This window comes from Paenibacillus sp. FSL H8-0259, assembly GCF_037963255.1.
GTDB lineage: Bacteria > Bacillota > Bacilli > Paenibacillales > Paenibacillaceae > Paenibacillus_AQ > Paenibacillus_AQ phytohabitans.
Map to the genome: position 1 here is coordinate 7,518,116 of NZ_CP150147.1, position 22,633 is coordinate 7,540,748.

Annotated in this window: 13 protein-coding genes, 1 tRNA gene and 3 rRNA genes; 3 read left to right on the forward strand and 14 right to left on the reverse strand. The window is 52.7% G+C overall.

Going from position 1 to position 22,633, the window contains the following annotated elements:
• Window positions 1–23 precede the first annotated feature (23 nt).
• The 7 genes from NSU01_RS32380 to NSU01_RS32410 form a co-directional block, all read right to left on the reverse strand.
• Complete coding sequence (locus tag NSU01_RS32380; protein WP_039298531.1) at window positions 24–548, reverse strand: UvrB/UvrC motif-containing protein; 525 nt, start codon at window positions 546–548, stop codon at window positions 24–26.
• A gap of 30 nt (window positions 549–578) precedes the next feature.
• On the reverse strand, window positions 579–1,040 hold the full coding sequence (locus NSU01_RS32385; protein ID WP_039298529.1) for a CtsR family transcriptional regulator: 462 nt from the start codon (window positions 1,038–1,040) through the stop codon (window positions 579–581).
• A gap of 363 nt (window positions 1,041–1,403) precedes the next feature.
• Window positions 1,404–2,576 carry a GNAT family N-acetyltransferase gene (locus tag NSU01_RS32390; RefSeq protein WP_076248519.1) on the reverse strand — a complete coding sequence of 391 codons (1,173 nt, stop codon included), beginning with the start codon at window positions 2,574–2,576 and terminating at the stop codon, window positions 1,404–1,406.
• A 434-nt stretch (window positions 2,577–3,010) separates the two neighbouring features.
• Window positions 3,011–3,127 (reverse strand): 5S ribosomal RNA (gene rrf / locus NSU01_RS32395).
• Between the two features lie 128 nt (window positions 3,128–3,255).
• Window positions 3,256–6,184 (reverse strand): 23S ribosomal RNA (locus NSU01_RS32400).
• 301 nt (window positions 6,185–6,485) lie between these two features.
• Window positions 6,486–6,561 (reverse strand) — tRNA-Ala (locus NSU01_RS32405).
• Window positions 6,562–6,663: 102 nt separating this feature from the next.
• Window positions 6,664–8,221, reverse strand: a 16S ribosomal RNA gene (locus NSU01_RS32410).
• The 16S, 23S and 5S rRNA genes sit together here with 1 tRNA gene alongside, the layout of an rRNA operon.
• A 402-nt stretch (window positions 8,222–8,623) precedes the next feature.
• Here NSU01_RS32410 and NSU01_RS32415 point away from each other — a divergent pair.
• Entirely contained in the window at window positions 8,624–9,874 is a 1,251-nt protein-coding gene (locus NSU01_RS32415) for an MFS transporter (protein ID WP_076246562.1), read from the forward strand.
• A gap of 10 nt (window positions 9,875–9,884) precedes the next feature.
• Here NSU01_RS32415 and NSU01_RS32420 read toward each other — a convergent pair whose 3' ends face one another.
• From NSU01_RS32420 to NSU01_RS32435, 4 genes are all read right to left on the reverse strand, one after another.
• Complete coding sequence (locus NSU01_RS32420) at window positions 9,885–11,726, reverse strand: PBP1A family penicillin-binding protein (protein WP_256703971.1); 1,842 nt, start codon at window positions 11,724–11,726, stop codon at window positions 9,885–9,887.
• Window positions 11,723–12,346, reverse strand: a complete 624-nt coding sequence (locus NSU01_RS32425; RefSeq protein ID WP_076246557.1) for a hypothetical protein — start codon at window positions 12,344–12,346, stop codon at window positions 11,723–11,725. The genes NSU01_RS32420 and NSU01_RS32425 overlap by 4 nt, the downstream gene beginning before the upstream one ends.
• 104 nt (window positions 12,347–12,450) lie before the next feature.
• Window positions 12,451–13,557 carry a HAMP domain-containing sensor histidine kinase gene (locus NSU01_RS32430; protein WP_052422126.1) on the reverse strand — a complete coding sequence of 369 codons (1,107 nt, stop codon included), beginning with the start codon at window positions 13,555–13,557 and terminating at the stop codon, window positions 12,451–12,453.
• 18 nt (window positions 13,558–13,575) lie between these two features.
• On the reverse strand, window positions 13,576–14,283 hold the full coding sequence (locus NSU01_RS32435; RefSeq protein ID WP_076246555.1) for a response regulator transcription factor: 708 nt from the start codon (window positions 14,281–14,283) through the stop codon (window positions 13,576–13,578).
• 177 nt (window positions 14,284–14,460) lie between these two features.
• Here NSU01_RS32435 and NSU01_RS32440 point away from each other — a divergent pair, with 177 nt between their 5' ends.
• Window positions 14,461–15,735, forward strand: coding sequence for a molybdopterin-dependent oxidoreductase (locus NSU01_RS32440; RefSeq protein WP_083705657.1), 1,275 nt, complete (start codon window positions 14,461–14,463; stop codon window positions 15,733–15,735).
• Between the two features lie 196 nt (window positions 15,736–15,931).
• Window positions 15,932–17,203, forward strand: a complete 1,272-nt coding sequence (locus NSU01_RS32445) for an alkaline phosphatase (protein ID WP_076246553.1) — start codon at window positions 15,932–15,934, stop codon at window positions 17,201–17,203.
• Between the two features lie 81 nt (window positions 17,204–17,284).
• On the opposite strand, the gene ligA is transcribed toward NSU01_RS32445, so the two are convergent.
• From ligA to NSU01_RS32460, 3 genes are all read right to left on the reverse strand, one after another.
• A complete protein-coding gene (gene ligA / locus NSU01_RS32450) occupies window positions 17,285–19,297 on the reverse strand; it encodes an NAD-dependent DNA ligase LigA (protein ID WP_076246551.1) in 2,013 nt (670 codons plus the stop codon).
• 76 nt (window positions 19,298–19,373) lie between these two features.
• A complete protein-coding gene (gene pcrA / locus NSU01_RS32455) occupies window positions 19,374–21,737 on the reverse strand; it encodes a DNA helicase PcrA (RefSeq protein WP_042140155.1) in 2,364 nt (787 codons plus the stop codon).
• Between the two features lie 36 nt (window positions 21,738–21,773).
• The gene (locus tag NSU01_RS32460) at window positions 21,774–22,490 is read right to left on the reverse strand and encodes a heptaprenylglyceryl phosphate synthase (RefSeq protein WP_042141728.1); all 717 of its coding nucleotides are present in this window, start codon (window positions 22,488–22,490) and stop codon (window positions 21,774–21,776) included.
• Window positions 22,491–22,633 lie beyond the last annotated feature (143 nt).

Below are 22,633 nucleotides of genomic sequence, written 5' to 3' on the forward strand. Positions count from 1 at the left end.
TCCCCTCCTATATATCAAAGACTTTACTCTTGTGGCATTTCTTTTTCAAGTTTGCGGATTCTGTCCCTCAGCTCGGCTGCAGTTTCAAACTCCTCCTGCATAATGCTCTGCTGTAATTCCTGCTTCAGCTCATCAATTTGGCGTTTACACATGATCTGTGCACCCGCCCGTTTGGGAAGCTTACCCACATGGGCTGTACTTCCGTGTACCCGTCTGAAGAGCGGGTCCAGCGTGCTGTCAAAATATTTGTAGCAGGAGCTGCAGCCGAACCGTCCAAGCTTGCTGAACTGTGAGTAGGTCATACCGCAGTTCTCACACTGCAGCCCCTGCACAGTCTGTGCGGCCTCTGACTTGCCCTTGCCTGCGCTCTCCAGATCAAGCAGCCCGGAAAGCAAGCTGTGTATGGAGAATCCTCCGGCAGTACCGGGGATGAGCTCCCCTTTTTCCCGCGCACAGCTTTCACAAATATGAAATTCTGTCTTCTCTCCGTTCACGATCTTCGTGAAATGGAGTGTAGCCGGTTTGACCCCGCATTCCTGGCATAGCATGAGCGGTGTCCCTCCCTCACATTTTGACAATTATTTGCCTAACAAAGAGATTAGCATGGCCTTCATTAGCTTGGCACGAATCTCATCCCGGTACGGCAGATTAACCGTCAGGCATTCCCGGGAAACAGCGGACCGCATAAGACACGCTTCACGCTTGGAGAGAAAACGGGCCTCCTCCAGCTGATAAATCAGTCCTTCGGCGGAATTCTGGTCAATATCATTCCCTATTGTGGAGTTCAGATGTGCATACAGTGCCACATTCTGAGGCAGCTCGAAGCGCTGAATCCGGATATACCCTCCACCGCCGCGTTTGCTCTCCACTACATATCCCTTTTCCAAAGTAAAGCGTGTACTGATGACGTAATTGATCTGCGACGGCACACAGGAGAACTGGTCCGCCAGATCATTGCGCTGAATTTCCACCGTACCTTCGGGACTTTCATGCAAAATATTCTTCAGATATTGTTCAATAATATCGGAGATATTACGCATCACTCATCCTCCAGTGTGTAAGCCTTGGTTAAGCTTGTGCTGTATCAACGTCCACCGTCCATACATAGCTCTAAAGAATTTAACCCGGGGACTGAAGTGCGAATCGGCTGCAATAGCCTTCGTACTGAGCCTGACCTCCAACTGTTACAATCCTAAGAACACTGCTGTCGAGCTCGCGTTGACTTTGACTTTCTTTGACTTTTTTCATATTATAACATATTCTCACTGAATTCCAAGGGGTTGCTCTTATTTTTTACTTTTTAGCCGCATTGTATTCCGAATAGCTTCACGGATCCCATTGCAAGGGGATATGTATTTTAGGCTCTCCTGCTTCTAATGTAAGCGGAAGAGCCTTCAGGTTTGTCAGAAAAAATCAAATAAAGCCGTTTGCGCCTGCGGGATCAGCTTCTCCAGCCAATCTACAGCTTCATGTGTACCGGATAACTGTCCATACCGGGCCATTTCAACTGGACGTCTGTATCCCATCAACAGTGCGGTAAGTGTACCAATACTGCATATAAGATCAGCGTTTGATCTGTCCCCCTGGATCTGAGTAAATGATACCTCCCCATGTTCAGCTACTGTCCACCGCCACAGGCCGTTATTCCAGGGGGCATGCTCATCTTCAATATAAAGCAGCCGCTCCCGGATACCGCTCAGCGCATGGAAAGACAAATTCTCTATAAAGGCTTGGGCGTTGACAATGCGTGCCATGAAGTACGGATAATTCTCCTGGGCAATCCGCGGGTCGGGAAGCAAATACGGCAGAATGTCATCAGAGGGAACCAGCTTCAATGAAGCTCCGGTGATCATAGAGTCATGGTTAGCCAGAAATGTCCACAGCCCTTGCCGGGCCTTCTCATTCAGATAGACAAATTCATCGATGACCAGTTCTTTGTTCACTATTTTATACAGCACATACCCTTCCGGTTCACCCTGCTGCGAATAAAATACACACTGATGTGTATCTTCATCGAGTACTTTTTCCTTCCACCATTCCTCCGTACGCTGCAGTGTGCCGTTGTACCGGGTTGCAAATGAGACATACAGCTGTTGCAATACTTTAATATCAGCCGCCCCGCGCTTCACAGAGCCCTGTATTTCAGCCTTCCGCGGAAATTTATCCACAGGTATGTTATATTTCTTATATTCACAATAGATCTCCCAGCCGAATTTCCGGTAAAAGGGGATTAAAAACGGGTGCAGAAAAGACAGTGTTTGCCCTGCTTCGTTCATGGTTTGCAGCGCATGGGTCAACAGCTTGGCCACATATCCCTGCCTGCGGTTCTCCGGCCACGTGGCTACACCCGCAATTCCGCCCATAGATACGGGCTTGCCCTGTATGTATGCCTGAAGTGGAAGAAGTACCAGCTTGGCACTTAAACTTGGTCCTTCGAATACTCCCCATATTTGTTCCGGCTTGAACTTCTCTCTGGCGCGTTCCCTGTCTTCTCCTATCACCTTGTACTGAAAAGCATATTCTGACAAGCCTAAGCCTTCTTCAAAATCATCTGCGTGCAATTGCCTTATTTCCATGCTGCTCACCCCGTTAATGAATTTATAGAGATAGAGTCCAATGGTTGCTCAGATTGAGTATATCAAGCAAATTGTCCAGAAGCTAATGAGGTACAAAAATAGCCCGCGGACAAAAGTTATCCACAGGTTTTGAACAGTAAAACAAAAAACCGGAAAGAGTTTCTTCCGGCAAAAATTAGTTATCCACGATTCATATTTATCTATCCACAAAATTCACTTTTTATCCACAAAAACAGTGGATTACTTAGGTTTTCTCTTGACTCATTCGCCTGAATATGCGTTTTAATCCACATTATCAGGGAAAAGACTTCTTCCTGAAATTGTATCCACATGTGCGTAAGTTTTCAGCAGTTACTGAAATTTATCCACAGCTTTTCCACAACCCTGCACAAACCAAAAAAGCCACTGTCGATTGCTCAACAATGGCTTCATGTGCTTGGCAACGTCCTACTCTCCCAGGACCCTTCGGTCCAAGTACCATCGGCGCTGGAGGGCTTAACGGTCGTGTTCGGGATGGGTACGCGTGGAACCCCTCCGCTATCGCCACCAAACATGCGTCTGTGAAACAGACGCTGCCGCTTGAAATTCGGTTCATCACGAATGTGTGAATGAAATTTCATGGCGTACAGGCTTGATCACCTGAAAACTGAATCCGAAACGAATCTGCGCTCTAAGAAATTTGGATAAGCCCTCGACCGATTAGTATTGGTCAGCTCCATGCATTGCTGCACTTCCACCTCCAACCTATCTACCTCGTCGTCTTCAAGGGGTCTTACTAATTGGGAAATCTCATCTTGAGGGGGGCTTCACGCTTAGATGCTTTCAGCGCTTATCCCGTCCGTACGTAGCTACTCAGCCATGCTCCTGGCGGAACAACTGATGCACCAGCGGTACGTCCATCCCGGTCCTCTCGTACTAAGGACAGCTCCTCTCAAATTTCCTGCGCCCACGACAGATAGGGACCGAACTGTCTCACGACGTTCTGAACCCAGCTCGCGTACCGCTTTAATGGGCGAACAGCCCAACCCTTGGGACCTACTTCAGCCCCAGGATGCGATGAGCCGACATCGAGGTGCCAAACCTCCCCGTCGATGTGGACTCTTGGGGGAGATAAGCCTGTTATCCCCAGGGTAGCTTTTATCCGTTGAGCGATGGCCCTTCCATGCGGTACCACCGGATCACTAAGTCCGACTTTCGTCCCTGCTCGACTTGTAGGTCTCGCAGTCAAGCTCCCTTATGCCTTTGCACTCTGCGAATGATTTCCAACCATTCTGAGGGAACCTTTGAACGCCTCCGTTACTCTTTAGGAGGCGACCGCCCCAGTCAAACTGCCCGCCTGACACGGTCCCCGTACCCGATTAGGGCACTAGGTTAGAACCTAGATACGATCAGGGTGGTATCCCAACGGCGCCTCCGCAGAAGCTTGCGCTCCTGCCTCAACGGCTCCCACCTATCCTGTACAGATCGTACCCAAATTCAATATCAAGCTGCAGTAAAGCTCCATGGGGTCTTTCCGTCTTGTCGCGGGTAACCTGCATCTTCACAGGTATTAAAATTTCACCGGATCTCTCGTTGAGACAGCGCCCAAGTCGTTACGCCATTCGTGCGGGTCAGAATTTACCTGACAAGGAATTTCGCTACCTTAGGACCGTTATAGTTACGGCCGCCGTTTACTGGGGCTTCGGTTCACAGCTTCGGATTGCTCCTAACCACTCCCCTTAACCTTCCAGCACCGGGCAGGCGTCAGCCCGTATACTTCGCCTTGCGGCTTCGCACAGACCTGTGTTTTTGCTAAACAGTCGCTTGGGCCTTTTCACTGCGGCCCCCTCGGGCTATTCACCCTACCGAGGCACCTCTTCTCCCGAAGTTACGAGGTCATTTTGCCGAGTTCCTTAACGAGAGTTCTTCCGCGCGCCTTAGAATTCTCTTCTCGCCTACCTGTGTCGGTTTGCGGTACGGGCACCTTCTCCTGGCTAGAGGCTTTTCTTGGCAGTGTGAGATCATGACCTTCGCTACTACAATTTTCGCTCCCCATCACAGCCCAGCCTTAGTGATGTGCGGATTTGCCTACACATCAGCCTCACTGCTTAGACGGACATATCCATCAGTCCGCGTCACTACCCTCCTGCGTCACCCCATCGCTCATAGCGGATTACGGTGGTACAGTAATTTCAAACTGTTGTCCTTCGACTACGCCTTTCGGCCTCGCCTTAGGTCCCGACTTACCCTGAGCGGACGAGCCTTCCTCAGGAAACCTTGGGCTTTCGGCGGATCAGATTCTCACTGATCTTTTCGTTACTCATACCGGCATTCTCACTTGTATGCTGTCCAGCGCTCCTTACGGTACACCTTCAACCTACATACAACGCTCCCCTACCCCAGATGCAAAGCATCTAGCCATAGCTTCGGTGGTGTGTTTAGCCCCGTTACATTTTCGGCGCAGAGTCACTCGACCAGTGAGCTATTACGCACTCTTTCAATGGTGGCTGCTTCTAAGCCAACATCCTGGTTGTCTGTGCAACTCCACATCCTTTCCCACTTAACACACACTTGGGGACCTTAGCTGATGGTCTGGGCTGTTTCCCTTTTGACAATGGATCTTAGCACTCACTGTCTGACTCCCGGCAAGAAGTTAATGGCATTCGGAGTTTGACTGAGCTTGGTAACCCTTGCGGGCCCCGCACCCAATCAGTGCTCTACCTCCACCACTCCATTCACCGAGGCTAGCCCTAAAGCTATTTCGGGGAGAACCAGCTATCTCCGAGTTCGATTGGAATTTCTCCGCTACCCCCACCTCATCCCCGCATTTTTCAACATGCGTGGGTTCGGGCCTCCAGTGCGTGTTACCGCACCTTCACCCTGGACAGGGGTAGATCACACGGTTTCGGGTCTACGTCCACATACTCAATCGCCCTATTCAGACTCGCTTTCGCTGCGGCTCCGGCTTCTCACCTTAACCTTGCATGTTAAACGTAACTCGCCGGTTCATTCTACAAAAGGCACGCCATCACCCATAGATCGGGCTCTGACTTTTTGTAAGCACACGGTTTCAGGTTCTATTTCACTCCCCTTCCGGGGTGCTTTTCACCTTTCCCTCACGGTACTGTTTCACTATCGGTCGCCAGGTAGTATTTAGCCTTAGCAGATGGTCCTGCTGGATTCATACGGGGTTTCACGTGCCCCGCACTACTCGGGATCCGTCTCGGAGAGAACACAGTTTAGGCTACAGGGCTTTTACCTCTATCGCGGGCCTTTCCAGACCTCTTCGCCTACCATATTCCTTTGTAACTCCATGTGAGACGTCCCACAACCCCAAGAGGCAAGCCCCTTGGTTTAGGCTGTTCCGCGTTCGCTCGCCGCTACTGACGGAATCACTATTGTTTTCTCTTCCTCAGGGTACTTAGATGTTTCAGTTCCCCTGGTCTGCCTCTGCGTATCCTATGTATTCAGATACGAGTAACTGCGAATTACCACAGCTGGGTTTCCCCATTCGGACACCCCCGGATCAAAGCTTGCTTACAGCTCCCCGAGGCAGTTTCGTTGTTCGCCACGTCCTTCGTCGGCTCCTGGCGCCTAGGCATCCTCCGTGTGCTCTTATTAGCTTAACCGTCACTCCGGTGTTTCGCTTGCTTGCTCATCTTGTTTTGAATGCCGCTCATGGATTGCTCCATTCACTAACACATTCAAAGCCAAAGGTCGCTGCACAATCGAAAACCTTCGTTCTGCACTAATAACTATTTCAACTTGCTTACACAAGTTTCAGCTAAAAGATGTTCTAAAACGCAAATTCGTTTCGGTATCCAGTTTTCAAGGATCAAGGTGCTGAAATCACGGGACAAACACGGTTGTGTTGTTCGAAATTACAGACGATATTAAAGTTTCTAGACATAACAAATTGATGAAGTTTGTTGGTGGAGCCAAGCGGGATCGAACCGCTGACCTCCTGCTTGCAAGGCAGGCGCTCTCCCAGCTGAGCTATGGCCCCGCAAATTCCATCAAAACCGAACAAATGGATACGCGTTAAGTATCTTTTGGAAGCAATACTTCCGATTTGAATGTCACCGTTGCAGGTGACGATTCTCCATAGAAAGGAGGTGATCCAGCCGCACCTTCCGATACGGCTACCTTGTTACGACTTCACCCCAATCATCTACCCCACCTTCGGCGGCTGGCTCCCTTGCGGGTTACCCCACCGACTTCGGGTGTTGTAAACTCTCGTGGTGTGACGGGCGGTGTGTACAAGACCCGGGAACGTATTCACCGCGGCATGCTGATCCGCGATTACTAGCAATTCCGACTTCATGCAGGCGAGTTGCAGCCTGCAATCCGAACTGAGACCGGCTTTGCTGGGATTGGCTCCACCTCGCGGTTTCGCTTCCCGTTGTACCGGCCATTGTAGTACGTGTGTAGCCCAGGTCATAAGGGGCATGATGATTTGACGTCATCCCCACCTTCCTCCGGTTTGTCACCGGCAGTCACTCTAGAGTGCCCAGCTCGACCTGCTGGCAACTAAAGTCAAGGGTTGCGCTCGTTGCGGGACTTAACCCAACATCTCACGACACGAGCTGACGACAACCATGCACCACCTGTCTCCGATGCTCCGAAGAGGGGCACTATCTCTAATGCTTTCATCGGGATGTCAAGACCTGGTAAGGTTCTTCGCGTTGCTTCGAATTAAACCACATACTCCACTGCTTGTGCGGGTCCCCGTCAATTCCTTTGAGTTTCAGTCTTGCGACCGTACTCCCCAGGCGGAGTGCTTACTGTGTTAACTTCGGCACCAAGGGTATCGAAACCCCTAACACCTAGCACTCATCGTTTACGGCGTGGACTACCAGGGTATCTAATCCTGTTTGCTCCCCACGCTTTCGCGCCTCAGCGTCAGTTACAGCCCAGAAAGTCGCCTTCGCCACTGGTGTTCCTCCACATATCTACGCATTTCACCGCTACACGTGGAATTCCACTTTCCTCTTCTGTACTCAAGTCACCCAGTTTCCAGTGCGCCCCCAGGTTGAGCCCAAGGTTTAAACACCAGACTTAAATGACCGCCTGCGCGCGCTTTACGCCCAATAATTCCGGACAACGCTTGCCCCCTACGTATTACCGCGGCTGCTGGCACGTAGTTAGCCGGGGCTTTCTTCTCAGGTACCGTCACTCCGGTAGCAGTTACTCTACCGGACGTTCTTCCCTGGCAACAGAGCTTTACGATCCGAAAACCTTCATCACTCACGCGGCATTGCTCCGTCAGGCTTTCGCCCATTGCGGAAGATTCCCTACTGCTGCCTCCCGTAGGAGTCTGGGCCGTGTCTCAGTCCCAGTGTGGCCGTTCACCCTCTCAGGTCGGCTACGCATCGTCGCCTTGGTGAGCCGTTACCCCACCAACTAGCTAATGCGCCGCAGGCCCATCCCCAAGTGGCAGATTGCTCCGCCTTTCATTCTCTCTTCAGGAGAGGAAAGAAATTATCCGGTATTAGCTACCGTTTCCGGTAGTTATCCCAGTCTTGAGGGCAGGTTGCCTACGTGTTACTCACCCGTCCGCCGCTAAGCATGAATGGAAGCAAGCTTCCATTCAAACTCCGCTCGACTTGCATGTATTAGGCATGCCGCCAGCGTTCGTCCTGAGCCAGGATCAAACTCTCCAAATTGTATTTAGAAAGAGCGATTGCTCATTTTGAAACTGACGATTCATTAAATGAATCTTGTAAAAATTAACGCGTTCCATTTGTTCAGTTTTCAAAGAACTTGCTCCCGGCATTTCAACATTATGTATCTTGCACAGGAATTAGATCATATCATGTTTCTATATTTCATGTCAACTTATTTTTCCTTCGCCGCTTGTTTCAGCGTCGATGTCTCATAAGCACAAGAGATAATATATCATGCGGCCCAGATGTTTGCAAGCCTTTTTTATAAATAAAACCAGGAACGCATAATTACGCTCTATACCGCACAAATTGATTCCCATAATACATCGCTTATGGCTACAATAGGATTTATCTTCATCTTATAGATGCTCTTGCTAATTCCCGTCTCTGAAAGGAGTCCAAATGTCCAACAAGTCAATACCCGCTGCTCCTGCCACCGCTATTGAGGAATCCCGCAATTTGCAGCAGGCAACTATTTACCGGATTTTACTCGCAGTCAGTTTTGTTCATCTGTTCAATGATTCCATCCAGGCGCTTATTCCGGCGATGTTTCCTGTACTGAAGGATAACATGCTGCTCTCTTATGCCCAGATTGGCTGGATTGCATTCGCGCTTAACCTCACCTCCTCGGTGATTCAGCCCATTATCGGCTTTGCCGCTGACCGCAAACCCCGCCCAATTCTGCTTCCTCTGGGGATGTGCTGCACTTTTGCCGGCGTCTTCTTACTCGCTTTTGCCGGGAACTACGTACTTGTCATCGTATCCGTGATGCTCGTGGGCTTTGGTTCAGCCGCCTTTCATCCGGAAGGCATGCGTGTAGCCCATATGGCCGCCGGTCAACGGAAGGGGCTGTCGCAATCTATTTTCCAGGTGGGCGGCAACGCCGGTCAGTCCTTGGGTCCGCTTCTGATGAAATGGGTATTCATCCCCTTCGGGCAGATGGGGGCCCTCGGGTTCACCGTAATCGCCGCTGCCGGGATCGCCGTCCAGACTTATGTGGCCCGCTGGTACCGGGAAATGCTCGATGCCGGGTATACTTTTCGCAAAAAATCAGTGTCCCGCTCCATTGATCCCGCCCGCAGCAAACGTATTCTGATTACAACGGTCATTCTGGTCTTCATTGTGTTCGTGCGATCCTGGTACGGCGCCTCCATCGGCGGCTATTATGCCTTCTACTTAATGGACAAATACGGAATGACACTTGATGATGCCCAGATCTATATTTTCATGTACCTCGCGGCTGGTGCAGTCGGGACGTTCTTCGGGGGTCCGCTCGCCGACCGTTTCGGCCGCCGTAATCTCATCCTGGTCTCGATGATCGGGACGGTGCCGTTTGCGCTGGCTCTGCCTTTTGTGAATCAGTTCTGGGCGGCAGTGCTGCTGATCATCTCCGGGTTCATCCTATTATCCAGTTTCTCCGTAACTGTGATCTACGCGCAGATGCTGTATCCCGGCAATATCGGTACGGTCTCAGGTCTGATTACCGGACTTGCCTTCGGTCTTGGCGGTATAGGATCTGTCGTGATCGGACATTTAATTGATACGATCGGAATTGCGACGGTGTTCGTGGCATGCGGATTTCTCCCCCTGCTTGGTCTGCTTGCACTGCTTCTGCCCGGTGACAGGAAGCTTGAGGAATGGGCGGCTGAGTAAACAAATCTATTCAAAGCTTTGAGAGAACCCTGGAGAATAAAGCAGCCGCCAGCCCGCTTCCGGCAGTTATATAGTTGTCAGGGTCGGAGCGGTCAAAGCCCATCCATACCGCCGATGTCCATCTAGGGGTATAACCGACGAACCATAAATCCCGGTTGGCCTTGCCGGGGACTCCCGGCAGATCCAGCTGTGTGGTTCCTGTCTTGCCGGCCACTGTAACGTTCATACGCGCCCGTCTGCCCGTTCCTTCACTCACCGCCTGACGGAGCATCCCGGTCATATCCGCTGCGGTGCGCGCCGAAATGACCTGCTGCGGCGCAGAGACATGCGCGTACACCTCCCGGCCCTGCGCATCCCTGATGCTGCGCACCAGATATGCCTTGTTAAGAATGCCTCCGTTCGCAAAGACGGTGTAAGCCTGGGCCATCGTAAGCGGAGAGACGCCGCTGTGCAGACCTCCAAGGGCAATAGCCAGATGATTGTCCTCTGCCGCGAGTTTCACCCCCAGCCTGGCGGCAAAGCTGCGGGCATAGCTGACCCCCACCTGCTGCAGCAACCATACCGCAGGGGCATTGATGGACTGCTGCAGGGCTACCCTCATGCTCACCTGCCCACGATATACTCCGTTCAGATTGGCGGGACTGTAGCTGCCATAGGCTGTTTTGACGTCAGGCAGGAGACTGTCCGGCGTATATTTGCCGCTCTCCAGCGCCGGCCCATAATCTATAATGGGCTTGAGCGCGGAGCCTGGCTGCCGGGAAGGGATTACAGCTCTGTTCAGATCGCCTGTACTCGGGTTTCGCCCGCCTAACAGCGCGGCCACTTCACCAGTCCGCTGGTCGATGATGACCATGGCTGCTTCCGCTCTCTGGTCTTTTCCATCCGGAGGGAACGCATCCTCCTGAGAGAATATGTGTTCCATGGCCCGCTGCGCCCCGATATTCATTCCCGTCACGAGAGTGTACCCGCCTGTGCGCAGCTCCTTTTGGGATAACCCGGTCTGCTGCATCGCTTCCTGAAGTGCCGCATCCATATAGGACGCCCCGACAACCTCAGTCTTAGCCCTAACTGGAGGCTGATAGGTGCTGTTCATTGCCGCCGTCATCTGATCCGTTGTTATCAGCTTGTGCTGCTGCATAATCCTCAGGACAAGATTCCGTCTGCTTGCTGACCGTTCAAGGTTGTCTGCCGGATTGTAAATGGACGGGCCTTTAGGAATAGCTGCCAGCGTCGCGATCTGCCCAATCCCCAGTTGCTTCAGGTCAGATATGCCAAAATAACGCTCCGCTGCAGACTTTACCCCATATTGCCCTTGCCCCATATAAATTTGGTTGAGATACAGCTGCAGAATCTCATCCTTCGATAACCGCCTCTCCAGCGCCAGCGCTATCGAAGCCTCATTCAGCTTGCGCAGCAGATTCTGCCCCCGGTTCAGATACAATCCCCGTGCCAACTGCTGGGTGATGCTGCTTCCGCCTTCGGATACCCCCATCCGTACCGTATTGTTCACCAATGCGCGGGCTATTCCCTGGTAGTCCAGACCCTCATGGCTGTAAAAGCGGCGGTCCTCGACAGCAATAAAAGTGTCTATGAGCAGCTGCGGCATTTCTCCAAGTCCGGCATTGGTCCGATAGCCTGTTTCAGGCAGCGGTATTCTCCGCAACACAGTTCCGTCTGAGGCCATAATGACGCTCGATTCCAGTAAAATCAGTTTCTCCGGATAACGGTCCAGCATCAGTCCCCCATACTGAAAAATATAGATAAGTCCTGCCAGCATCGGTATGGTTAGGATGACCGCCAGATCAAAACCGGCATAGCAAATACGCAGCAGTTGCTTCCGTCCTGTTCTCATACCTGCCGTATCCATCTCTCCAGAGTCTTCTCCAGTCCCTGCGCCTCGAGCCTGGCAATCTCCAGCTGCTGCAGAACCGCACCCGGTATGCTACAGCCCGCCTCCTCTGACTCCGCTTCTGCCTGTCCCAGCATGCGGATCAGCGTCCGTGTCCGCAGAATAAGCGCCATGGACTCCTGCGGGTCCGGCGCCGGTATTTGTATGGCGGAGGCCGCGGCCGGCCGCAACCCGGCCTGCTGAATCCGGCGCAGACTGGCGGCCAGCCGGCCGAATTCCCCGCCGGATTGCACCTCAAGGTCCGCAAGCTCACAGGAGCCGCGGGCCGCCAGCTGCTCTGCGGCGCGCAGCAGCGCCGTGGTATCGCTGGCTGCTTTTTGCGAACGGAGCAGGAACAGCCCTGCACATACAGCGGTGAACATCATGACAGCCGCCGGTCTTGCGCCGATATGATTCATTATCCAATGCGTGAAACGGACAAACAGCGCCGCCGAATCAGGCGTATACCGGGAGTAGAGCATAGCAAACAGCCCCCGCATAGCCAGTAGCAGCCCTGCACTAAGCAGGGCGCTACCGCAGAACATGTAGAGGTAAAGTGAGCGTATCGTGTGTATTTTTGACATCAGCCAATTCCTCCTGCCTTCCCGGGTTTCATCCCCATAGCACAAGGATATCGGCTAAATCTTAAGAATTACCGCTGCCACTTCTTAAGAAACGCTGAAGATTGTTAAGAAGTCACCGGAAACCGGGTAATAAAGTCCGTCCGGGAACTGCTGCTGCGGGCCGTGATCTCTCCATGATGCCGTTCCACAACCCCCTTGGCAATCGCCAGCCCCAACCCCGATCCCCCGGTGACCTGCGATCTGGAGCGCTCCGCCCGGTAGAACCGTTCAAAAATATGCGGGAGATCCCCTTCCGCGATCATCTCGCCGAAATTACTGATCCGCACGAGCGCATCGTCTCCTTCACGGCTCAGCCCGATCTCCAGCCGCTTCCCGTCCTTGCCGTACCGGATCGCATTGGCAATCAGATTCTCGTAAGCGCGCACCAGTTCATAAGGAGCCGCTTCAATCCACAGCGATTCGGTATCATCGTACAATTCATAAGTCATGCCTGCACGGGCCAGGGCCGGAACGGATTCTTCCGCAAGCTGGCGCATAAAGGCCTTGAGATCGAGCCGTTCCAGCACAAGCGGCAGTCTGCTGCTGTTAACCCGTGTGTATTCAAACAGGTCGTCAATCAGTTTGCGCAGCACTAATGCTTTCTGATAGGCAATCCCTACGTAGTAGCGTATCTCCGTCTCTTCCCGGCAGCGGTCCTGCTCAATATACTCCAAGAAGCCAAGCACCGATGTCAGCGGGGTGCGAAGATCATGCGATACGCCGGTAATCAGCTCGTTTTTGGACTCAACAGCCTTGCGCTCTTCCAGCAGCGAACGCTGCAGCCGCTCAGACATAATGTTGATGTTCTCCGCAAGCACCCCCAGCTCGTCCGCCGTACGAACCTCGATCCGGTGCGATTCATCAAGCTTCGTAATCTGCTGGATACCTCTGGTGATCTCTTCGAGGTAGGAGACGATTTTACGCGTGTAGATGAAGAAGAAGATCAGGAAGCTGGCGATCCCGACAGCAGTCATCAGCGGCGCCGAACCGATATGGTTGATAATCCATTTCAGAATACGAGAGTACGGTGCGGAGGGCTCCGCCGGATTCAGATAGATCATGGAATTGACCAGCCGATAGCCACCCAAAAGCAGCACTGCCCCCGACATAATACTCAGTACAAAGGCCCAGATGAACTTCCAGCGGATGGTACTGATATATTTGGTATTCACTACATTTCACCTCAGCTTTCAGGACGGATGATCCAGCTTGTAGCCAATGCCCCACACGGTCTGCACATAACGGGGCTGCTTGGCGTCCAGCTCGATTTTGTCACGGATATTGCGGACATGCACCATCACGGTGTTGCCCCCATCCAGAAAAGGCTCATTCCACACCTTCAGGTAAATCTGCTCCATACTGAGCACCTGTCCCTGATGCCGCGCCAGCAGTTCCAGGATAGAAAACTCGCGGGGCGTCAGCTTTACCTTGCGGTTGTCCACGCTCACCTCATGCCGAAGCGTATCTATCAGCAAATCTTCAAAGACCAGTTCATGCTCATTCGTTCTGGCAGGAGCGTCCCGATTCAATTTATGGTAACGGCGCAGCTGCGATTTGACCCGCGCCACAAGCTCCAGCGGATTAAACGGCTTGCCTACATAATCGTCGGCACCGATGCTGAGTCCAAGAATTTTGTCCATATCCGCATTCTTGGCGGAGAGCATAATAATCGGCATGTTCCGTTCCTCACGGATCTTCATGCAGGCGGCAATCCCGTCCATGCGGGGCATCATCACATCGAGTATAATGAGATCCACCTCCTCTTTGCCAAGGCACTCCAGCGCCTCCATTCCGTCAAAAGCCTTAAGCAGCCGGTATCCCTCATTACTAAGATAGATATCCAGCAGCTCCACAATCTCCACTTCATCATCCACCAGCAGAATCGTTTCTTGGTTCACGGGTACTTGATCCTTTCCAGAGCTCTTTCCATTAGTCTATAAGATAAAGTTCAGGAAAGGCAACCACTCTGTCCAGCCTGGCTGGGGAACATTATTCAACAGGCTTTTTTTGCGGTACAATTAGTTTAAACTTGAATTATCTATTGTCAGGCTGGAAGCTCCGAAGGAGGTAGGCAATTGAAGAATATACTTACGAAAATCCGCAAAGGGTACGGTAAAAAGCTAGTATCCATTCACATGTGGAATGCCTGGCTGGTCTTGTTCCTCGCGCTCAGCGGCCTGATGCTGGTGGGCGGTTTCTGGAGGGAGATGCTGGGCGAAGGCAGAGTGTGGCTGAAATGGGGCCATATTATGTTTGGACTGGCGCTGCTGATCCCTGTCGTCTATTATCTGCTGCTGGCTGCGAAGCATTGGAAGCGATTGAAGGGCAAAACGGGTCAAAAGGCTAATGTCATCTTTGTGCTCACTCTTCTGATCGGCTGGCTGGTCTCCGGAGTTGTCCTGTGGCAATTCAGACTTGCCGGGCCCAGAGCGGCTAACAGTGCGCTGTTCGTTCATGATCTGCTGACCTGGGTAGGACTCCCGGTGATCATCTACCATTCCGTTACCCGGGTTAAATGGCTGAAGGAGCCTAAGAAGCGCTCTATCATAGCGGAGACGTTACCTGTAGAGAGTAATACTGAACCTACTGTACGGCCACGACCCGCAGCTTCGTCAGAAGCTCAACCTATGTACACACGCCGAGGTTTCATCAAAGTAGCTGTAGGAGCAGGTCTCGCCGTAACGCTCGGCCCAACCTTTGTACGCTGGATCGGCAAATCCCTGCAGCTTCCGGGTACAGCCGATTATGCGGCCTCCAATGCCAATGCCCTGATTCCCGATCCGGTTCCGCTGGCGGAATCAGCCCCTCCCATCGGCGGGGGAGCCGAAGGCAGCTTTCGTGTATACACCGTCACTGACATTCCCGCCTTCGATAACTCCAACTGGTCTTTTACAATCGACGGTCTGGTGGACAAAAAGTTCACCTGGAGCTGGGAAGAATTCGTCAAGCTGCAGCGCGAGGTGCAGGTCAGTGATTTTCACTGTGTAACCGGCTGGTCGGTCTATAAAAACACATGGGAGGGTCTTCCACTCTATAAGCTGCTGGATATGGCCGGTGTGCAGGATGAAGCTGTCACGGTCAAGCTCTACTCGGGAGACGGTGTCTACACGGACTCTCTAACGCTGGCTCAAGCGCGGATGGAGGATATCATGGTGGCTGTAATGCATGACGGCAAACCTATCCCTAATCAGCTCGGCGGACCTGTACGCCTGGTTACTCCGCAAATGTATGCCTACAAGTCGGTTAAATGGCTCAACCGTATCGAATTGATCGCAGGTGATCATGTCGGCTACTGGGAACAGCGCGGGTATGACATTGATGCCTGGCTGCCTAACGCCAAGCGGGTATAACTTCTCCACTCTACTCTCTATATGCTGTAACTTAAGGCTACTCTTAATCTCTCGCTTCCCTGGATCAGGGGCGGGAGATTTTTATTTTTATATAAACATTCATCTACCTTTACATTATATGTATATTCGAGTAACACTCTCTTAATGAATGCTCTCTAGTATAAGGGAGTAAACCAAAGATTATAGGAGGGTAAATATGAAATCAGCTAAAAAGTATGGAGTGAAGACCGCTTTTGCCGCAACTGCAGCCGCTGCGCTGCTCGTCTCAGGTGTAGTCACCACAGGATCTTCAAGCAATCAGGCCGACGCGGCAACCTCCAAAACCAAAAATGTAATTCTATTCGTCGGCGACGGCATGGGGACTGCTCAGCGTAATGCCATCCGGTTAGCCACTGTAGGTGAAAAAGGCAACCTTGCTATGGACTCGATGCCATACGTCGGCCTGATTCATACAAGCTCCACGGTTCCGGTAACGGACTCTGCGGCATCCGCAACAGCCTACGCAAGCGGTGTGAAGACTTATAACGGGGCCATCGGCATGGATGCCGACAAGAAATCGGTTGCGACTCTTATGGAATATGCCAAAAAAGCGGGTAAGTCCACCGGAGTGGTGACGACGAGCCAGGTTACTGACGCTACAGGAGCTGCTTTTGGCGCACATGTGGAAGACCGTTCCAAGCAGAGCGATATCGCACTCCAGCTGCTGACCAAGAGCAAGGTAGATGTGCTACTCGGCGGAGGGGAGGATTTCTGGTATCCGGCCGGACAGCCCGGCAAATTCCCGGACGAGCCTGCTGAAGATCCTTCCGAGAAGAGCAAGGGAACCCAGGGGAATCTGGTAGAAAAAGCGAAACAACTGGGCTACAGCTATGTCTCCACTAAGACTGATCTGCAGAAGGCTAAGGGCAGCAAGCTGCTGGGGCTTTTCGCCAATGAAGAAATGTTCCAGCAGAATGAAGAAGGCAAAGGGGATATCTATAAGTCTGTAGTCTCCCTGGCTGAGATGACGAAGAAAGCGATCGATACGCTGGACGCCAACTCCAAAGGATTCTTCCTGATGGTTGAAGAAGAAGGCACGGACGAGTTCGCCCACAAAAACAACGCCAAAATGACGATCAAATCCGGCCAGGAGCTGGACAAATCCGTTCAGGTGGCTAAAGACTATGCGAAGAAAAACCCTGACACCCTGGTACTTGTACTGGCTGACCATGAAACGGGCGGATTCTCGATTGAAGCGGTGGATGCAGAGGATGAGAGCGGAGATGCTATTTCTCAGGAAGATGGCCCTTTCGCTATTGCCAACTCCAAGCTTAACTTTGTAGTCGACTGGACGACTTCGGGACATACTGCTGTTGATATTCCGGTTACGGCTATGGGCAAGAACGCCCAGCTATTCACTGGCGTCTATGAGAACACTCTTATATTTGATAAGCTTCTGCAGTCGATGGGGCTGAACGCGGCGAAATAATGCAGGCATAGTCTATATTTGAGATAAAAAAAGTCCCGGTGTCGTTCGCTAAGTGCGAGGACCCCGGGATTTTGTGTATGCTTAGCTTTCCAGAAGCCGAATCAGTTCGTCTTCATCTTCAATGACCTGAATGCCGAGTTGCTGCGCTTTGGCCAGCTTACTGCCTGCCTTCTCACCGGCAATGACCAGATCGGTCTTCTTGGAGACACTGCCGGACACCTTAGCTCCGAGAGCCTCCAGACGCTCAGCCGCTTCCTCGCGGGTCATTTTCTGCAGGGAACCGGTCAGGACAACGGTTTTGCCGCTAAAGAAAGTATTGGTACTGAATACACGCGGAGCTTCGGGTGCCTTAGCCTCTACACCCAGCGCCAGCATGCGGTTAATGCTTACAACCACGAACGGGTCGGCAAAATAATTCACGATGCTCTCAGCCACAATTCCGCCGATATCCGGCAGACCGGCCAGCTCCTCCGCCGTAGCGGACATTACAGCGTCCAGACTGCGGTAGTGGTCAGCCAGCATTCGGGTGGTTGCTTTTCCGGTATTCGGGATACCGAGGGCATATAAGAAGGAGGCGAGGTCCCGCCCTTTGCTCTCTTCCAGTGCTTGGAGCAGATTATCCGCCTTCTTCTCCCCGAAACGGTCCAGCTTCACGAGCTGCTCGAAGGTCAATTCATAGAGATCGGCCGGCTCACGTACACTAAGCTCTTCATGCAGCTGAGCAGCCGTCTTCTCACTGAATGTCTCAATGTCCATGGCATCTCTAGAGGCAAAATGCGTAATCCGGCTGACAATCTGCGGCTTGCAGTCCAGCTTGTTATTACAGAACAGATGTGCACCGCGCATCTCCAGCGGGAAGCCGCAGGCCGGACAATTCTCAGGGAAAATAATCTCCCCGCCGTCACTCTCTTCGGTCACCTTGCCCAGAATCTCCGGGATTACATCATTGGAGCGGCGGATGAACACCCGTGTGCCCAGTGCAAACTTCAGATTCTTCCGTTCAATGTCGCCCACGTTGTTAAGTGTGCAATTCTGCACCGTAACACCGGCAAGCTCCACAGCCTCTACGCGCGCCAGCGGAGTTACTTTGCCTGTACGGCCTACGTTCCAGCTGACCGACTCCAGAATCGTCGTGGTTTCTTCCGCCTCGAATTTATAGGCAACCGCCCAGCGGGGAAACTTATCCGTATAGCCCAGCGCTTCGCGGATCCGGAAATCTGTCACCTTGATGACTGCCCCGTCAATCAGATAATCGAGGCCGGAACGGCTCTCTTCGATCTCAGCCAGCTGCTCGGTAACGTCATCGAAATTACTGAAGTAATTGAGATACGGGTTGACCTTGAACCGGTTGCTGCGCAGGAAATCCATCATTTCCTGATGATCGGCAAACTGTACGCCCTCCGAGTACCCCACATTATAAAAGAAGGCATTCAGTCTGCGGTCTGCAGTCATCTTAGGATTCAGGTTGCGCAGCGCACCGGCTGCACCGTTGCGCGCATTCTTGAGCGGCTCCGCCGCACGTGTATTATAGTCAGCCAGTACAGACAGGTTCATGATCCCCTCGCCCTGCACTTCGATCAGGCCTTCCTTGAACGGGATGTTCAAAGGAACGGATTTGATCGTCTTCACCTGGGCAAGGATACCTTCGCCTGTTACGCCGTTGCCCCGTGTTGCCGCCTGGACAAGTACGCCGTCACGGTAGGTCAGGTTCAGCGTTAAGCCGTCAAACTTCAGCTCCACCGCATAACACGGGTCAGGCAGAGGATTCTCCGGATTCTTGGTGTTGTAGTCATTCACCAGCTTCAGCACACGGGCGTTCCAGGTGCGCAGCTGTTCAATATTCTGCGCCTTGTCGAGACTCCACAGTGGTGCCAGATGGCGGTGTGGCGTGAAGCCCTTCAGCAGTTCCCCGCCCACCCGCTGTGTTGGAGAATGCGGCAGTACAATTCCGCTCTCCGCTTCCAGCGCCACCAGCTTGTCATAGAGCGCATCATATTCCTTGTCGCTGATCTGCGGCGCATCCATTGTATAGTAATGATAGTTATATTGATTCAGCTCGGCTACGAGCTCTTCCATCGTGAACATAATATCCATCCGGCACATCCCTCCGTCAAATAGGTTTCCTACGGTTAGCGTGATCCAAAAACACAATCGTTAATCGCAGCTTGCTTTATTCAACTTTGGTGATCGGTGCAAAGCCGGCCAGCAGCCGCTTCACGCCCACCGGCGCCGGGAAGGCAATCTGCAGCTCCGTATCGTTGCCGCTGCCCTTCACGGCCACAACGGTGCCTATGCCCCATTTGCCGTGGGAGACCTTGTCGCCCGCCTTGAAGCCGGCGGACGCTGCGGCCCCTGCTCCCGGAGCGCTCTGCGCGCCTCCGGTCGTCACCACAACGCGGCCCGCGCCAGGCACCGCGCTCGCCGAGCTGCCGCTGCCGAAGCTGGCGGCCCCGCCGCCTGCCGGCGCGTTCCCGGCAGCAGCGGTGCGGCTGCCAAAGTTCCCGCGGCTGCCTCCGCCTCCGCCGAAGCCGCGGCCGCCATATGCACCGCCAACCTCCGCGCCTCCGCGCCGGAAGCGGTCTGATTCCTTCACGGTGTCTTCCTTCAGCTCCTCCGGAATCTCCTCCAGGAAGCGGGACGGCGCATTCGCGGTCGTCCGCCCGAACAGCGTGCGCATCCGTGCACAGCTGAGGAACAGCTGCTTCTCCGCACGGGTAATGCCCACATACGCCAGCCGGCGTTCCTCTTCCAGTTCGTCATTGTCCTGGAAGGCACGGCTGTGCGGGAACACTCCCTCTTCCATCCCGATGATGAAGACGGTCGGGAACTCCAGCCCCTTCGCGCTGTGCATTGTCATCAGCACGACAGCATCGCTGCGCTCTTCTTCGTCATTCACGCTGTCAATGTCAGCGATCAGCGCCAGATCCGTCAGGAAGGAGACCAGCGACTTATCCTCGTTGTTCTTCTCGAATTCCATCGTTACGGACAGGAATTCATCGATATTTTCCAGCCGGGAACGGGATTCAAGAGTATTCTCATTCTGCAGCTCCAGTCGGTACTGGGACAGTTCAAGAATCTTCTCTGTCAGCTCGGTCACCGAGAGGAATTCCACCATGCGGTGCAGGGCTTCGATCATATCATAGAACTCCACCAGCGTATTACGCGTCCGGCCGGCAAAGCCCAAATCATCCACCGTCTGCAGCGCCCGGAAGATTGATACTCCCTGGGAAGCCGCGGCTGCAGCCAATTTACCGACAGTCGTATCCCCGAGGCCACGCTTGGGAACATTGATAATCCGCGTCAGGCTGATATCATCATCAGGATTGGAGAGCAGGCGCAGATACGCCAGCAGATCCTTGATTTCTTTGCGGTCATAGAACTTGATCCCGCCGACAATCTGGTAAGGAATATCCGACTTGATCAGAATTTCTTCTATTACACGGGACTGGGCGTTCGTACGGTACAGAATCGCATGGTTCTGGTACGCCTGGCCCTGCTTCACATTCTTGCTGATCTCTCCGGTGACGAAGTATCCCTCATCATGCTCGGAGTCACCGCGGAACACCTTGATCTTCGCGCCTTCGTCCGAATCGGTCCACAGCTTCTTCGGCTTGCGTCCGGTATTGAGTGCGATAACACCATTGGCTGCGTTCAGAATATTGGAGGTTGAACGGTAATTCTGCTCCAGCAGAATGGTTTTGGCTTCCGGATAGTCTTCTTCGAAATTAAGGATGTTCGAAATATCCGCCCCGCGCCAGCGGTAGATCGACTGGTCACTGTCCCCGACTACGCAGATCCGGTGATGACCCTCGGCCAGCATCTTGCAGAGCATATACTGCGCCCGGTTCGTATCCTGATACTCATCGACATGAATATATTTGAACTTCTTCTGGTAGAAATCCAATACCTCAGGAACTTCCTTGAACAATTGGATCGTCTTCATGATGAGGTCATCAAAATCCAGCGAGTTATTACTTCTCAGCCGTTGCTGGTACTTGGTATACACTTTGGCCACAAGGCCTTCGAAATAATCGCCGATCTTCTGCTCATACTGCGCCGGTGTAATCAGCTCATTCTTGTTCGTACTGATCACAGCCTGAATGGCCTTCGGCTCGAATTTCTTGGTATCAATGTCCAGATCCTTCATACAATTGCGGATAACGGATAACTGGTCCGTCGAATCCAGAATGGAGAAGTTCGAAGTGAAGCCGATTCGCTCAATATCCTTCCGCAGGATCCGCACACACATCGAGTGGAAGGTGGATACCCAAATATCCCGGCCCTCCGTCCCTACCAGCTTGGAGACACGATCCTGCATCTCCCGGGCGGCCTTGTTCGTAAAAGTAATCGCCAGAATCGCCCAAGGCGGTGCCTTGCGGTTCGCAATCAGCCAGGCGATCCGGTGGGTAAGCACGCGGGTCTTACCGCTGCCCGCTCCGGCCATGATCAATAAAGGCCCTTCGGTAGCTTCTACAGCCTGACGCTGCGGGGGGTTTAGCCGGCTTACGGCGTCTTGTATGTTAACAAGTTGCATGTGTGACATGCTCCTTTCTGAATATAAGCTTGAAATTTATAAGTTCTCCCGGTCCAGCTGCTGCGTATTTCTCACTGCCTGAACGGTCAGCAGCGCCTGCTCCACATCATAATAAATAATATTGCCGACCACTACTGTATCACATAGAGCAGCTGCCTGCATGGCTTCTTCCTCACCTGTAATACCGCCTCCATAAAAAAGCTGGCTGTGCTCGACCATTGCCCTGACCTCACGCACAGTCTCCATATCTCCAAACCTTCCGCTGTACTCCAGATAAACGACAGGCAGATTCATCAGCTTGTCCGCAATCTGCGCATAAGCCGCTGCCCCGTCTGCGCTAAGCGAGTGGTCTGCCCCTGTAAGCCGCGCTACGGATGAATCGCCATTGAGCACAATATAGCCCTCTGTCAGCAGCAATTCCCATGGAATCAGACTGCCGAACCGTTCAATTGCCCGGCGGTGATGGCCAAGAATCCATGAAGTATCGGCAGTGTTGAGCACCATGGGAATCATATACAGATCAAATCCGGGCACAGCGGCTTCGAGATCCGACACCTCCAGGGCACAAGGCAGATCATACTGCCGGATTCTCGAGAGAAGACTCACCGTATTCTCATAAGTCACTCCAGTGGAGCCGCCTACCAGTATCGCATCGGTTCCCGAGAGACAGACAGCCGCAAGTTCCCTATCAGCAAGCTCCCGGTCCGGGTCCAGCTTGAACACATGCCGCCACGGCTTGATCATTTGCCGCATTCCATTCATTATCGTCCATCCTCAATGTTCATCTAAGTAAATACTCTATTTCCCAGTATTTCAAAACAACAAATATACTCCTGCACATGCAAAAGCCGTATCTCTAGTCTAAGTCAGTACGAAGGCGGGTGTCAATTTAAAGC